14 protein-coding genes are annotated in these 13911 nt (G+C 64.0%); 1 reads left to right on the top strand and 13 read right to left on the bottom strand.

Features of this window, described 5'->3' with window-relative positions; translation table 11 throughout:
* From BLR92_RS19460 to BLR92_RS19415, 10 genes are all read right to left on the bottom strand, one after another.
* On the bottom strand, positions 1-533 hold a 533-nt coding region (locus BLR92_RS19460; RefSeq protein ID WP_139171631.1), incomplete at its 3' end, for an aldehyde dehydrogenase family protein.
* A 32-nt stretch (positions 534-565) separates the two neighbouring features.
* Positions 566-1765, bottom strand: coding sequence for a fumarylacetoacetate hydrolase family protein (locus BLR92_RS19455; protein WP_089730948.1), 1200 nt, complete (start codon positions 1763-1765; stop codon positions 566-568).
* Positions 1766-1819: 54 nt separating this feature from the next.
* Positions 1820-3103: a TRAP transporter large permease gene (locus BLR92_RS19450; RefSeq protein WP_089730947.1), complete on the bottom strand. Its 1284-nt coding sequence runs from the start codon at positions 3101-3103 to the stop codon at positions 1820-1822.
* A gap of 12 nt (positions 3104-3115) precedes the next feature.
* Positions 3116-3583, bottom strand: coding sequence for a TRAP transporter small permease (locus BLR92_RS19445; RefSeq protein ID WP_089730946.1), 468 nt, complete (start codon positions 3581-3583; stop codon positions 3116-3118).
* Positions 3584-3651: 68 nt separating this feature from the next.
* Positions 3652-4638, bottom strand: a complete 987-nt coding sequence (locus BLR92_RS19440) for a C4-dicarboxylate TRAP transporter substrate-binding protein (RefSeq protein WP_089730945.1) — start codon at positions 4636-4638, stop codon at positions 3652-3654.
* A gap of 46 nt (positions 4639-4684) precedes the next feature.
* Positions 4685-5839: a mannitol dehydrogenase family protein gene (locus tag BLR92_RS19435; RefSeq protein WP_089730944.1), complete on the bottom strand. Its 1155-nt coding sequence runs from the start codon at positions 5837-5839 to the stop codon at positions 4685-4687.
* A complete protein-coding gene (locus BLR92_RS19430; protein ID WP_089730943.1) occupies positions 5839-7479 on the bottom strand; it encodes a UxaA family hydrolase in 1641 nt (546 codons plus the stop codon). The genes BLR92_RS19435 and BLR92_RS19430 overlap by 1 nt, the downstream gene beginning before the upstream one ends.
* On the bottom strand, positions 7476-8528 hold the full coding sequence (locus BLR92_RS19425) for a zinc-binding alcohol dehydrogenase family protein (protein WP_089730942.1): 1053 nt from the start codon (positions 8526-8528) through the stop codon (positions 7476-7478). Before BLR92_RS19425 ends, BLR92_RS19430 begins: the two co-directional genes overlap by 4 nt.
* 150 nt (positions 8529-8678) lie before the next feature.
* The gene (locus BLR92_RS19420) at positions 8679-9521 is read right to left on the bottom strand and encodes an ureidoglycolate lyase (protein ID WP_089730941.1); all 843 of its coding nucleotides are present in this window, start codon (positions 9519-9521) and stop codon (positions 8679-8681) included.
* Between the two features lie 34 nt (positions 9522-9555).
* On the bottom strand, positions 9556-10296 hold the full coding sequence (locus BLR92_RS19415; RefSeq protein ID WP_089730940.1) for an SDR family oxidoreductase: 741 nt from the start codon (positions 10294-10296) through the stop codon (positions 9556-9558).
* A gap of 204 nt (positions 10297-10500) precedes the next feature.
* Here BLR92_RS19415 and BLR92_RS19410 point away from each other — a divergent pair, with 204 nt between their 5' ends.
* A complete protein-coding gene (locus BLR92_RS19410; protein WP_089730939.1) occupies positions 10501-11256 on the top strand; it encodes a FadR/GntR family transcriptional regulator in 756 nt (251 codons plus the stop codon).
* 7 nt (positions 11257-11263) lie between these two features.
* On the opposite strand, the gene araD1 is transcribed toward BLR92_RS19410, so the two are convergent.
* The 3 genes from araD1 to BLR92_RS19395 form a co-directional block, all read right to left on the bottom strand.
* Complete coding sequence (gene araD1, locus BLR92_RS19405; protein ID WP_089730938.1) at positions 11264-12259, bottom strand: AraD1 family protein; 996 nt, start codon at positions 12257-12259, stop codon at positions 11264-11266.
* Between the two features lie 25 nt (positions 12260-12284).
* Positions 12285-13586 carry a TRAP transporter large permease gene (locus BLR92_RS19400; protein WP_089730937.1) on the bottom strand — a complete coding sequence of 434 codons (1302 nt, stop codon included), beginning with the start codon at positions 13584-13586 and terminating at the stop codon, positions 12285-12287.
* Positions 13586-13911 (bottom strand): TRAP transporter small permease subunit (locus BLR92_RS19395; protein WP_139171630.1); only part of this gene is annotated, 326 nt, incomplete at its 5' end. The genes BLR92_RS19400 and BLR92_RS19395, both read right to left, overlap by 1 nt.

The following is a 13911-nucleotide window of genomic DNA, read 5'->3' as shown; positions in this document are numbered from 1 at the left end:
CCGGCGGCCAGCGCCGAGGCGGTGTCGCCGCCGGCGACGGAAAACGCCAGCGGGAAGTTGCTGGCGCCGAACACCGCCACCGGGCCCAGCGCGATATGCCGCTGGCGCAGGTCGGCGCGCGGCAGCGGTTGACGCTCCGGCAGGGCCGGGTCGATGCGCACATCGAGCCACTCGCCGGCGCGTACGACATTGGCGAACAGGCGTAGCTGGCCGCAGGTGCGCCCGCGCTCGCCTTCCAGGCGCGCTCGCGGTAGGCCGGACTCGGCCATGGCGCGCTCGATCAGGTCATCGCCGATGGCCTCGATCTCGCCGGCGATGGTCTCGAGAAACGTCGCGCGATCTTCCAGCGAGGTCTCGCGATAGCCATCGAAGGCCTCGCCGGCCAGTTCACAGGCGCGCTCGACATCGGCGACGCTGCCCCCGGCGTAGGCCGGCTCCAACCGCTCGCCGGTGGCGGGGTCGATGGCATTGAGCGCGGCATCGCTGCCGGTGACGCTGTGCCGGCCGATGAGTTGGTTGCCTTGCAGTGTCATGAGACCTCCATGATCGTTACGAAATAATCCGTTTATGCGACGTTGCCGGTGGCCCGGCTTCGACGCGCGAGGTGGTTGTAGAGCTGGCGGATACCGAACGTCCAGGGCGGCAATCGGTCCGAGCGGTCGACCCGATTGGTTAGCGCGCCCAGCGCGGGTGTGGCGATGGTCACCGTATCGCCCAGGTGATGGGTGAAGCCCTGGCCCGCGCCGTCGCGGTCCTGTATCGGCGAGAACATCGTGCCGAGAAACAGCATGAAACCATCGGGGTATTGATGATGGGCGCCATGCGACTGCGCAACGAGATCCAGCGGATCGCGGCTGATCTCGCGCATGTCACTGGCGCCTTCGAGCACGAAACCATCATCGGCACCTTCGATGCGCAGCGACACCTGCGCCTGGCGCAGTGTATCGAGGCTGAAGTGCTCGTCGAACAGGCGAATGAAGGGACCTATCGCACAAGAGGCGTTGTTGTCCTTGGCCTTGCCCAGCAGCAGGGCGCTACGGCCCTCGACATCGCGCAGGTTGACGTCGTTGCCGAGCGTGGCGCCACGCACCCGGCCGGCGGCATCGATGGCCAGCACGATCTCCGGTTCGGGGTTGTTCCATTGCGAGGCGGGGTGCAGGCCGACGGCGCTGCCGAAACCCACGGCGGAGAGCGGCTGGGCCTTGGTGAAGACTTCGGCATCCGGACCGAGGCCGACCTCCATATACTGCGACCAGGCACCACGCGACTGAAGCTCCGCTTTCAGCGCCATGGCTTCCGCGGAGCCCGGCACGATGCGCGACAGGTCGCTGCCGATCATCGACTGCAGATCGCGGCGCAGATCGCCGGCCCTGGCGGCGTCGCCACCGGCCTGCTCCTCGATGACCCGCTCGAGCAGGCTGACCGCGAAGGTTACGCCGCAGGCCTTGATGGCCTGGACATCACAGGGTGCCAGTAGATACGGCGCACGGGGCGGTTCGGCCTGCGAGTTATCGAGCAGGGTCTCGACCGAGCCCAGCGATTCGCCGCTGGCGGTGGCCACGACATTGGCGGCATCGTCGCTGTCGAGTAGATCGGCGACGGTGGCGACATGCGCCGAAATGTCGATGACTTCACCCCGTCGCACCACGACCACTGCCGGCCCGGCGTGCGGCGTTTCCCGCCAGACACGACCGACCAGCAGTGCGCGGTCGGCATCGCTGGGTAACGCAGGGTGTTGAGGGGTGGGGCTATTGGCTGATGTCATTTTTCGAATCCTGTAAGCGTTTTATCGTTTGATGTCAGCGCAGCGACGCTCCTATCAGAACACCCAGTTGGGTAGCGCCAGTGACAGTGCGGGCACGAACGTGACCAACAGCAGCAAAGCGACCAGCACCAGCCAGAACGGTATGACCGCGCGTATGAAATCGGGAACCTTGACCCCGGTGATACTGCAGGTGGTGAACATCACCGTGCCCAGTGGCGGAGTAATGGTGCCGATCGAGGCATTGAGGATAAAGATAATGCCAAAGTGCACGGGGTCGATGCCGAACTGTGCCGCGACCGGCGCCAGCAGCGGCGAGAGCACGATGAGAATGGCATTGCCCTCGAGAAACATGCCCAACACCAGCAAGATCAGGTTGGCCAGCAGCAGAAAAAGCATCGCCGAGCCGACCTGCGAGGAGAGCAGCATGGCGATTTCCTGAGGCACCTGTTGCCAGGTCAGGAAGCGGGCGAATCCCGAGGCGACGGCAATGATGAACAGCACGTTCACCGAGGCCAGCAGTGACTCGCGCGTGGCGAAGGCGATGGTCCCAAAGCCCATCTCCTTATAAACGAAGACACCGATGATCAGCGAATACAGCACGGCGATGGCACCGGCTTCGGTGGGTGTGAACACGCCAATGCGAATCCCACCGATGACTACCAACGGCAGCATCAGGGCGATGATCCCGGCGCGGGTCACGCTGACCCATTCATGCTGCGTTGCCTTGGTGCGATTGGGCGGCTGGTGGCCGTGACGGCGGCACAGGTAGGAAACCATCACCATCAGTGCGATGGACATCAATACGCCCGGCACCACTCCGGCCAGGAACAAGCGGCCGATGGAAACATTGTTGACGTAGCCATAGACGATCAAGGCGATCCCCGGCGGAATGGTCGCGGTAACTAACGAGGATGCCGCGGTGATCGCCGAAGAGAAGGGCTTGGGGTAGCCTTTCTCGGTCATGCTGGGCACCAGCAGCTTGGAGTTCATCGCCGCATCGGCGATGTTCGAGCCCGACAGCCCGCCCATGAAGGTACTGAGCAGGACGTTGGCCTGAGCCAGCCCACCATGAAAGCGCCGGGTCATCAGCTCGGCGAGTCTCAGCAGGCGCGCGGTGATGCCCGAGTGATTCATGAACACGCCGGCCATGATGAAAAACGGGATGGCCAGCAGCGAGATCGATTCCAGGCCGCCGGAGAGGCGCTGGATTACCAGCATGATCGGTTGTTCGGAACCAATCACGAAGTACAAAAACGTGGATATGAATAGCGAGAACGCGATAGGTGTGCCAAGAAAAAACAGCAGGAGCAGCGCCCCGATTGAAAGTCCGACAGCCATGGAAATCGTCCTTTAGGGTTTCACGAACAGCCGAACCAGGCTGTGATAGGCCATCAGGCCGGCGCTGACCGGAATGGCCAGATGAATCCAGTAGAAGGGGATGTTGAGCATCGGTGTGCTGCGATAGGCCGAAAACGGCAGCAGTTTCGCTCCCCAATAGAGCATGATGAGGGCACTGATCAGCACCACCCCGGTGTTGAAGATCTGATCGTTCCAGTGCGCCAGTTTGGGTGGCAGCTTGTCGCTGAATAGCGAGATCAGTACATGTTCGTTGCGTCGCACCAGGGCGCTTGCACCTAAAAAGGTTGCCCATACCATCAGCATTTGCAGGATCTCTTCCGTCCACGCCAGTGGCGAGTCGAACAGATAGCGCATGAAGATATTGCTGATGGCCACGGCGAACAGCGCGAACAGGGCAAGGCTGGCTACCACTTCGTCGAGGCGCATCACCCGGTCGAACCAGGCCAGTAGCGTTTTCATCCTTCTTTACTCCTGAAACAGGACAGTGCGCTCCATCGGGAGCGCACTGTCAGCGGTCGAGGCGACACTCAGCCGTTGATGATGTCGCTCACGGTCTGATAGAGCCCCGGTGTCCACTCCGGGAAAGCCGGCGGAATCTGCTCGCGGGCGCGTTCGCGGAAGGCCTCGACATCCACCTCGTGAACCTCTACGCCAGCGTCCTTGAGTTGCTGCATGGCCACCTCGGTTTGCTCGTCGACCAGTGTGGCGAGATAGTCGGCCATGCGCTGGCCGGTCTCGGTCAGGATTTGCTGCTGCTCCTCGCTGAGCTGCTCCCAGAACGCACGGCCAGTGATGAAGGGCGCCACGGTGTGCATGTGCGCGGTCAGGTTGAGATGCTTGACCACCTCGTGGAACTTGCCGCCGAACAGTACCGGGAGCGGATTCTCGACACCATCGACCAGGCCCTGGGCCAGCGCGGGGTAGACATCGCCCAGCGACATCGGCGTGGGTACGGCGCCCATGGCACGGATCGCCTCGACGTACATAGGCGAGTTCTGCACACGAATCTTCACGCCCTTCAGGTCTTCGGGGCTGGTGGCCGGATCGCGCGACAGCAGGTGGCGAACGCCATAAATGGTGTTGGGAATGACGATGTGGTAGCCGGCTTCCTCGACCTTGGCGCTCTGCTCGGCGAACCACTCGGAATCGAAGACCTTGAGCTTGGATTCGAAGTCGTCGCTCAGGTAGGGAGCGTCGAGCACCGAAAGATCCGGCACCGAACTCATGAAGTTGCTGTAGGCGGTGATGGTGATCAGGCTGGCGCCGAAGCGGGCCTGCTCCATGACCTCGGTTTCGGAACCGAGTTGGCTGGCCGGAAAGGCTTGTAGGGTCATTTCGCCATCGCTGGCTTCCTCGACCCACTCGGCCCATTGCCTGACGGCCTTGTCCACCGGTTCCCCGGGCTGGTTGCCATAGGCGACATGGATCACGGTTTCCGCCTGGGCGGAGGTGGCCAACGTCATGCCGGCGACGGTTAGCGTGGCGATACAGGCGGTTATTGTTTTCAAGCGCATGGTGGCTCCTTGCATGAACAGGGTTATGGTTGTCTTGTTAGCGATGTCATGGCGTTTGGGCGGCATGACCTGTTGACGAAAGTGCCGGCAGTTGCGCGACACAAGCGTCGAGGGCGGGCACGGCCAGGCCGTGAGTCCGCGCCATTTCCACCACCGGCAACAGGCGCCGGCGGAGTTTCTCCTCGTGATTCTGGGCAATATCTTCCAGGCGATGATCGAGGAAGGGGTTGGCGAAACGCTCCAGCGTCGTCGCCTTGTAGCTGGCGAGATCCAGGCCAGGCATCTCGCGTGACAGCACCGGTAGCACCTCGTCGCCAAGCACGGCATCGAGCGGCTCGGCCAGGCGCGGGTCGCGCATCGCCTCACGCACGAAACGAACCTCGTCCTGCAGGCCAAGGTCGCGCCAGCGCGCAACGAGATAGCTATGCGCGAGGTTGAGCACGTGTAGCTTGCGCTTCTCATACGGCGCCAGATCCGCGACCACCTGTACGTCGGGATGCCGGCAGGGCAGGCTCAGGCCGGGTATGTCCTGAATGGCCCACAGCCCGTAAGGCTCGGCGACCGCGCCGACCGGTTCCAGCGCCGCCGAAACGATGCGATCGACCAGCGTATCGACCCAGATGCACTCATCGGCCAGCCACTGTGCGAACGCCGCGTCGTCCCAACTCCGTCGCGCAATGTCTAGCACGATGGACTTCAGGCGCTGGCCATTGCCGCTGATCAGTTCGCAGGGCATCAGCGTGACGCCGCTGCCGCCTTGGCGATGGCGGGCATGCAACAGCTTGGCCAGCTTGGCCGGGAAGCTCGCGGGAACGTCAATATGCGGTGTGTCGCCCGTGACCGGATCGAAACCACGATCGCCGGTATTGGAAACCACGTGGGTGATCTCGTTACAGAAGCGTCGTTCCAGTTCCGCCCAGTCCTCATCGGCGAGCAGGCAGGTGTCGAGGCTGTCCACCCACTCGATCCGGTCGATGGTTTCGCCATCGCGCACGCCACGCACCTGCACCGGGTAGCGTCGGTGTTCGGCGAGCATGCGGGCCTTGGCCTTGCCTTCCGGGCGTGCCGAACTCTGCACCACCACCACGCGCTTGTTGCTCAATCCCTCGGCCAGCGAGTGGCCGACGAAGGCATCGACATGCGCGAGCAGGAAACGGCTGGTGCCGAACTGCAGGATTTCGGGGCGAGCAGCGGTCGACATTACAGTGAGACCCCGCGCTTCCAGGGAATGAAGTCCAACTGTCCGAGCTTCACGGCCTTGGGTACGTAGCGGCCCGAGGCGGCTTCGATGCACATGGCGAGCAACTGATCGGCCAGTTCGTCGATCTGCGCCTCGCCACGGATGATCGGGCCGGCATCGAAGTCGATGACATCCGCCATGCGTGCGGCCAACTCGCTATTGCTGGAAATCTTCAGCACCGGCGTGACCGGGTTGCCGGTCGGTGTGCCGAGCCCGGTGGTGAACATCACCAGATTAGCGCCGGAGCTGGCCAGGGCGGTGGTCGATTCGACGTCGTTGCCCGGCGTACAGAGTAGATTCAGCCCCTTGTGCCTGAGCGGCTCGGTATAGTCGAGCACGTCGACTACCGGGCTATCGCCGCCTTTCTTGGCCGCGCCCGCCGATTTCATCGCGTCGGTGATCAAGCCATCGCGCACGTTGCCGGGCGAGGGGTTCATCGAGAAATGCGCACCGACCGCTGCAGCGTGACGCTGATAAGCGTCCATCAACGCTTGGAAGCGCTCGGCGCTATGATCGTCGCGACAGCGCGCGATCAATTCATGCTCGACGCCGCATAGTTCGGGGAATTCGCTGAGGATACCGCTGCCGCCGAGCGTGACCAGGCGGTCGATCACCGCGCCGACCAACGGGTTGGCCGACAGGCCCGAGAAGCCGTCGGAGCCGCCGCACTCCACGCCGATGGTCAGCTCCGCCAACGGGGCGGGTGCGCGCGAGGTCTGGTTGGCGATCGCCAGGCCGTCGAAGATCGCGCCCAGCGACTCGCGGATCAGCGTCTCCTCGCTGCCCACCGCCTGCTGCTCGAAGTAGCGCACCGGGCGCAGGCCCTGGGGATCGCGATCGGCCACCGCGCGCTGCAGCATGTCGATCTGCGCCTTCTGGCAGCCCAGGCTGAGCACGGTGGCGCCGGCCACGTTGGGATGGCAGATATAACCGGCCAACAGTTGGCACAGCGCCTGGGCGTCGTCATCGGTGCCGCCGCAGCCCAGTGAGTGAGTCAGAAAACGCACGCCATCGACGTTGGGAAACAGTCGTTCCTCGGCGTCGGCCACCGGTGCCGGTTGCGTGTCGCCACGCAGCAATTGACGCGCCATGCGCTTGTAGTCGCGATAGGGGTCCTCACCGAGCGCTTCGGCCACGCACTCGCGCAGCACGTCGATATTGCGGTTCTCGCAGAACACCAGCGGCACGACCAGCCAAAAATTGGCGGTGCCCACCCGGCCATCGGGGCGATGGTAGCCATCGAAGGTCACTCCTTGGAAGGCGCCGACATCGGGCGCGTTCCAGTGATCGCGTCGGCCCTGAGGTTGGACATTATCGGTGGAGTGCTCGACGTTTTCGGTGGTGATTGTGCCGCCCTCGGCGATGGCGCGGGTGACCCGGCCGACCGTGACGCCATACATGATCACCAGGTCGCCCTCGTTCATCGTTTGCAGGGTGAACTTGTGCTTGTGGCGAATGTTTTCCGCCAGACGAATCACGCGGCCGTTGTCCTCGATCTCGCTGCCGGCGGGCAGGTCCTTCAGCGCGACCCGCACATTGTCGGCGGCATGCACGCGCAGGCTGGGCTGTTGATGGTTGTCGCTGGCAATGGTCTGGCTCATGCGAGTCGCTCCTGAGCCGTATCTGTGGAATCGTCGAAAGTGATCATGGCCTTGATCACGCCATTGGATGAGTCGCACCACTGCGGCATCAGGGTCGGCATATCGGCCAACGAGCCGCGATGCGTGATCATCGCATCGGCCTGCACATGTCCTTCGTCGATCAATCGGGCGACCGCTTCGAAGTCCTCGCGGGTGGCGTTGCGACTGCCCAGCAGCGATAGCTCCTTCTTGTGAAAATCCGGATCGTGGAAGGCGATGTCGGCCTTGACCACGCTGACCAGCACGTAACGACCGCCGTGGCCGGCGAAATCGAAGCCACGCTGCATGGCCTTGGGGTTGCCGGTGGCATCGAACACTACGTCGGCCAGTGCGCCATCGTTCATGGCGAGGAGTGCCGCGACGACATCGTCCTCGATGGCATGCAGGGTGGCATCGGCACCCAGCGTGTCGCGGCAGAACGCCAGGCGCTGAGGGTTGGTATCGACCACCACGGTGCGTGCGCCACGACTCTTGGCGATTTGCAGGGCACCCATGCCGATCGGCCCGGCGCCGACGATGACCGCCAACTCGTTTTCGCTGACCGCGCCACGGCGTACCGCGTGGGCGCCGATCGCCAGGCATTCGATCAGTGCCAACTGGTCGGGAGCGAGCGTCTGCGAGACCACCAGATGCTCGGCCGGCACCGCCAGATATTCGGCCATGCCGCCATCGCGATGCACGCCGATCACCTGCATGCGTTGGCAGCAATTGGTCTTGCCGCTCTGGCAGGCGCGGCATTCGCCGCAATGCAGGTAGGGGATGACATAGGCGTTCTGACCGACCAGCGCGACATCCGCACCGTCACCGACGGCGACGACCTCGCCGGCCAGTTCGTGACCGAGCACACGCGGATACTCGAAATACGGCTGATTACCGCCGTAGGCATGGATATCCGTGCCGCAAATACCCACTCGGCGGATCTTCACCAGTACCTCGCCAGGGCCACAGGTCGGCGTAGGCGCCTCCTGTAACATCATATGCCCTGGCTGGGTGCAAACGAGAACTTGCATGGAGCTTCCTTGGACAATGGGCATGACACGGGGCAATTGGTTCTTTGATCCAGTGGTCAGGCCTTTGGTAAGACAATGCCCCACGATGTGGGGTGTGACAAGTCAGGAGGCGAAGTTACGTGTTAGACATAAGTCTTGGTGGTGGATCGTTCAGCTCTGCACGGTGCGCTGGCACTGCTCGCCCAGCCCCTCGATACCCAGGCGCATGGTCTGTCCCGGTCGCAGATAGACCTGCGGTGATTGACCCATGCCCACGCCGGGCGGGGTGCCGGTGGAGATCACATCGCCCGGTTGCAGGCTCATGAAGCGGCTCAGGTAGGCGATCAGGAAGGGCACAGGGTAGACCATGGTGCGGGTACTGCCGTCCTGGTAACGCTTGCCGTCGACCTCGAGCCACAGGGCGAGATTCTGGGGATCGTCGATCTCGTCGGCGGTGACCAGCCACGGCCCCAGCGGCCCGAAGGTATCGCAGCCCTTGCCCTTGTCCCAGGTACCGCTGCGCTCGAGCTGGTATTCGCGCTCGGAAACATCGTTGATCACGCAGTAGCCGGCCACGTGCGCCATGGCGTCGGCCTCGTCGATGTAGCGTCCTCCCGCGCCGATCACCACGCCGAGTTCGACCTCCCAGTCGGTTTTCTCGGAGCCGCGCGGAATCTCCACGTCGTCATTGGGGCCACAGATCGCACTGGTCCACTTGTTGAAGACCACCGGCTCGCTGGGCACCTCGGCGCCGGTTTCGGCGGCGTGGTCGGAGTAGTTGAGGCCGATGCAGATGAACTTGCCGACCCGGCCCACGCAGGGGCCCAGACGAGAGCCGCCGTCGACCGCCGGCAGGCTGCGCGGATCGATCTTGCGTAGCCGCTCCAGGCCCTCGGTACCGAGGGCGTCGCCGGCGATGTCATCGATGTGTGCCGACAGGTCGCGAAGGGTGCCATCGGCGTCGAGCATGGCGGGTTTTTCCTGGCCCTTGGGGCCGAAACGCAGCAGTTTCACTACATTCTCCTTGGGTGAATGCACCGTATTGATATCAGTTGGCCCAGCCGCCGTCGATCAGTTGCGCGGTACCGGTGATAAAGGCCGATTCATCAGATGCCAGATGCACCGCCAGCGCGGCGATTTCCTCGGCTCGTCCCAAACGACCCATCGGTTGGCGGGCGATGAACTCGGCGAACACATCATCCACGTTACGCCCTTGTCGACGTGCCTGCTCGGCGATGCGCTCATGCAGCGAGGGCGACTCCACGGTGCCCGGGCAGATGGTATTGCAGCGGATGCCCTGGGTCATGAAATCGGCGGCGACGGCCTTGGTCAGCCCGATGACGGCGGCCTTGGTGGTGCCGTAGGCGAAGCGGTTGGGGACGCCCTTGATGCTGGAGGCCAGCGACGACATGTTGATGATGCTGCCGCCACCGCGTTGCAGCATGCCGGGCAGGAACGCCTGGATCATGCGATACATCGAAGTGACGTTCAGTGCCAGGGCGCGTTCCCACTCCTGCTCGTCACACTCGAGAATGCTGCCGCCGGGAACCATGCCGGCGCAATTGAATAGCACATCGAGCCCCGGCAACTCCCCGGCCAGGCGGTGGATGGCGTTGGCGTCGGTCACGTTGAGCACATGCGTCTCGATCTCACCCAATCCTTCCAGCTTGCCGGCATCGATGTCGGTGGCGATGACGCGGGCGCCCTCCGCCGCGAAACGCTCGGCGGTGGCGCGGCCGATGCCCTGGCCGGCCGCCGTGATCAGCGCTGTCTTGTCGGTGAGTCTCATGACGTGGTGTATCCCTTTATGCCGAGGAGCCGTAGAATGAGGCAATAATTATCCAATTGCCTAGAGGCCTGACCATTAGTCCAGGCATCCTATCGTCGTTTGTGGTTGCAGGCCATACCGAACGGCGCGCCGGGAGTTAGACTTTGGTCTTGAGTGCGAGGCGAGGATCGGATTCATCCAACGACAAGACAAGGGGTACCCCGCATGCCCATTCAGGCTGTCCGCTCGCAGCGGCTCTATCGACAGATCGCCGACCAGCTTCATCAGTTGATCCTCGACGGTGAGTTTCCACCGGGCAGCTTGCTGCCGCCCGAGCGTGAACTGGCGCAGTCGCTTGGCGTCAGTCGCGCGTCGGTGCGCGAGGCGCTGATCGCCCTGGAGGTCGTCGGTCAGGTAGAGGTGCGGGTCGGCCATGGCGTGGTGGTCATGGAGCGCACCCGGGGCGTCGGCTCGCCGGTGATGCAGGCCGCCAGTCGCAAGGAGCCGTGGGCGCTCGACCCTGAGTTCATCAGCGAGGTCGATCTCAACCTCGACGAGGAGATTCCTCCCTTCTCGCTGCTGCAGGCGCGGCGTTACCTGGAGCCCGAGAACGCCGCGCTGGCCGCGATGAATGCCAGCGAGGACGATCTCAAGGCGATACGCGCGGCCTTCGAGCGCAACGTCTACGACAACGAACACGGTGGCGGCAACCTCGCCGGCGACCGCCTGCTGCACATTCGCATCGCCGAAGCCTCGGGCAATGCCGCCTATGCGCTGCTGATGAAGCACCTGCTGGGCCATCAGTACGGCGTGATGTTCCGACGTCTGCAAGAGCTGTTCATGGAGACCGACATGCCCAAGCGCTCCCAGGGCGACCATGAACGTATCGTGCGTGCCATCGAGGAGCGCGATCCTGCGGCGGCGCGACGTGCGATGGAGGTTCATCTGGATCACGTGCTCAACGTCTTCTTCGCCGAATGACCGACGCCTAGCGCAGCGCGCGGACCGCGACGGCATCGTGCCGCCCGGCGAAGCGCAGCGTGTTGCGCAGCGGCCGACCGAAGGTCGGCAACTCGATCTCGAAGCGGTCGCCGTCCTGGGTGCGGATGCCGTCGGCGAAGCTCAGCGTGGCGGTGCCGAAGTAGTGCACGTGCACGTTGCCCGGCTGGCGAAAGCCGGGGTACTTGAAGTGGTGATGCTCGAGGTTGGCCAGGCTGTGCGCCATGTTGGCCTCGCCGGTGAGAAAGGGTTTTTCCCATAGGGTTTCGCCGTCGCGGACGATACGGCTGGTACCTTCGAGATTATCCGGCAAGTCGCCGACCAATAGTTCCGGGCCGAAGCTGCAGGCGCGCAGCTTCGAGTGCGCCAGCCACAAATAATTGTGGCGCTCGGTGACATGATCGGAGAACTCGTTGCCGATGGCATGACCGACCCGCCACGGCTGGCCATCGTCACCGATCACGTAGAGCCCGACCAGTTCCGGCTCTTCGCCGGCATCCTCGGCGAAGGCCGGCACCGGCAGGTCGGTTTCGGGGGCGACGACGATGCCGCCATCGCCCTTGTAGAACCACTCCGGCTGGGTGCCGGGTTCGCCATCCCTCGGCTTGCCGCCGTCCACGCCGAGCTTGAACATGCGCATGGAGTCGGTGAGTTCGTGCTCACCGGCATCCAGCTTGGCATGCATCGCCGAGCGGGCGTCGGCGCTGCCCAGGTGGGTGAGGCCGGTGCCGCTGATCAGGCAGTGCGACGGGTCGGGGTGGGTGAGTGGCGGCAGCAGGCGCTGCCCCTGAATCAGTTCGGCATAATCGAGCCGCACGTCGCTCAGCGCCTCCCCGACAACGGCGCTCAGCGGCCGGCCTTCGGCGATGGCGCGCCGTGCCAGCCCATAAACGCCCTCGTCGGCATTCACCAGACGAATCCGCTCGGGGCTCTCCACCACGGCCACTCGCAGGTGGTTCTCGTGTTCACATTGAATCAGTCGCATGGCGACCTCCGTTGGATCGATGGACCTACACCGGCCACATGGCGAGTTGTGGATAGAACAGCAGCAGCGCCAGCACGCACAGCTGAATGGCGATGAACGGCAGCAGCGCGACGAAGATGTCCTTCAGGCTGATGCTCGGCGGCGCCACGCTCTTCAGATAGAAGGCGGCCGGGCCGAACGGCGGCGACAGAAACGACACCTGCATGTTGACCGCGAACAGGATGCCGAACCAGATCGGGCTATAGCCCAGCTGCTCGACGATCGGCACGAAGATCGGCAGGGTCAGCATCGCCACGCCGATCCAGTCGAGGAACATGCCCAGCACCAGCAGGATCGCCATCATCACCAGCAGGATCACGATCGGCTCGACCTCGAGGCCCATGATCAGCTGCGAGATGAAGCGGTTGCCGCCCATCAGGTTGTAGACCCCGACCAGCGCCGCCGCGCCGATGCCGATCCAGATGATCATGCCGCAGGTGGTCATGGTCTGGCCGAGGCTCTTGTGCAGCGTCTCGATACTCAATTCGCCGCGCGCGAGGATCGCCAGCAGCACGCCGAACACGCCCATCGCCGCCGCCTCGGTCACCGAGGCCACGCCGGCGTAGATCGAGCCCAGCACCAGAAAGGCGATCAGCCCCGGCACGATGACCGCCTTGAGCGCCTGCCAGCGACTCGAGAAACTCGCCTGGCGGTCGGCCTCGGTCATCGGCGGGCCGAGTTGGGGGTTCTTCAGGCAGCGCACCAGCACGTAGGCGATATAGCTGCCCATCAGCAGCGCCGCCGGGGTGATCGCCGCGGTGAACAGGTCGGCGATCGATTCGGAGGCGATCAGCCCGTAGATGATCAGCACGATCGACGGCGGCATCATGGTGCCCAGCGAGCCGCCGGCGCAGACCACGCCGATCGACAGCGACTTGTCGTAGCCCAGGCGCAGCATCTGCGGCAGGGCGAGAATCCCCAGCAGCACGATCTCGCCGCCGATGATCCCCGACAGCGCGGCGAGGAAGAACGCCACCACCACGGTCTGCACCGCCACCCCGCCGGGCAGCCGGCCGGCGAACACCCGCATGGCGTTGAACAGGTCCTTGGCGATCCCCGAGCGATCCAGCAACGAGGCCATGAACACGAACATCGGCACCGCCACCAGCGAATACTCGGTGACGAAGCCGAACACCCGGCTGGTGACCAGCGGCAGGGCATTGGTGCCGAACCAGCCGAAGGTAAACACCAGGGCCACCAGGCCGGTGATGAAGGCCAGCGGCAGGCCGGTAACCAATAGCGCGAAGATCGATCCGACCATCAACAGGCTCGCGTCGGCAATATCCATCAAGCCGCCCCCCCGCGATCGTGGGACGGGGGCGTGGCCCGTGCGCGCAGCGACTGGATCAGGTGCAGCAGCGCCTGCAACGTCATGATCATCAGCGCGAGCATGATCATGCCCTTGGCCAGCGACGGAAACGGCGGGTTCCAGGAGGTGCCCGAGCGCTCCAGCGACCACTCGCCGAAGGGATTGTGGGCGGAGTCCCAGAACATCACGAAGGCGGCGTAACTCATCGCCACGCAGAAAACGAAGGTCACCAGGTCGTTGAAGCGGTCGAGCCAGCGCTTGAGCGACGGCCCGGCGCTGTCGTAGAGCACCCGCACGCGGATGT

Source organism: Modicisalibacter muralis, from assembly GCF_900102945.1.
GTDB lineage: Bacteria > Pseudomonadota > Gammaproteobacteria > Pseudomonadales > Halomonadaceae > Modicisalibacter > Modicisalibacter muralis.
Note: the sequence above shows the minus strand (reverse complement) of the source record. Positions and strands in the feature narration are given on the sequence as shown.

Bases quoted from the DNA above. Each gene is read 5' to 3' on its own strand.
- araD1 (WP_089730938.1), bottom strand. From the start codon at position 12,259: ATGCGACTGATTCAATGTGAACACGAGAACCACCTGCGAGTGGCCGTG.
- BLR92_RS19455 (WP_089730948.1), bottom strand. From the start codon at position 1,765: ATGACATCAGCCAATAGCCCCACCCCTCAACACCCTGCGTTACCCAGC.
- BLR92_RS19435 (WP_089730944.1), bottom strand. From the start codon at position 5,839: ATGTCGACCGCTGCTCGCCCCGAAATCCTGCAGTTCGGCACCAGCCGT.
- BLR92_RS19425 (WP_089730942.1), bottom strand. From the start codon at position 8,528: ATGCAAGTTCTCGTTTGCACCCAGCCAGGGCATATGATGTTACAGGAG.
- BLR92_RS19410 (WP_089730939.1), top strand. From the start codon at position 10,501: ATGCCCATTCAGGCTGTCCGCTCGCAGCGGCTCTATCGACAGATCGCC.
- BLR92_RS19450 (WP_089730947.1), bottom strand. From the start codon at position 3,103: ATGGCTGTCGGACTTTCAATCGGGGCGCTGCTCCTGCTGTTTTTTCTT.
- BLR92_RS19440 (WP_089730945.1), bottom strand. From the start codon at position 4,638: ATGCGCTTGAAAACAATAACCGCCTGTATCGCCACGCTAACCGTCGCC.
- BLR92_RS19400 (WP_089730937.1), bottom strand. From the start codon at position 13,586: ATGGATATTGCCGACGCGAGCCTGTTGATGGTCGGATCGATCTTCGCG.
- BLR92_RS19445 (WP_089730946.1), bottom strand. From the start codon at position 3,583: ATGAAAACGCTACTGGCCTGGTTCGACCGGGTGATGCGCCTCGACGAA.
- BLR92_RS19430 (WP_089730943.1), bottom strand. From the start codon at position 7,479: ATGAGCCAGACCATTGCCAGCGACAACCATCAACAGCCCAGCCTGCGC.
- BLR92_RS19415 (WP_089730940.1), bottom strand. From the start codon at position 10,296: ATGAGACTCACCGACAAGACAGCGCTGATCACGGCGGCCGGCCAGGGC.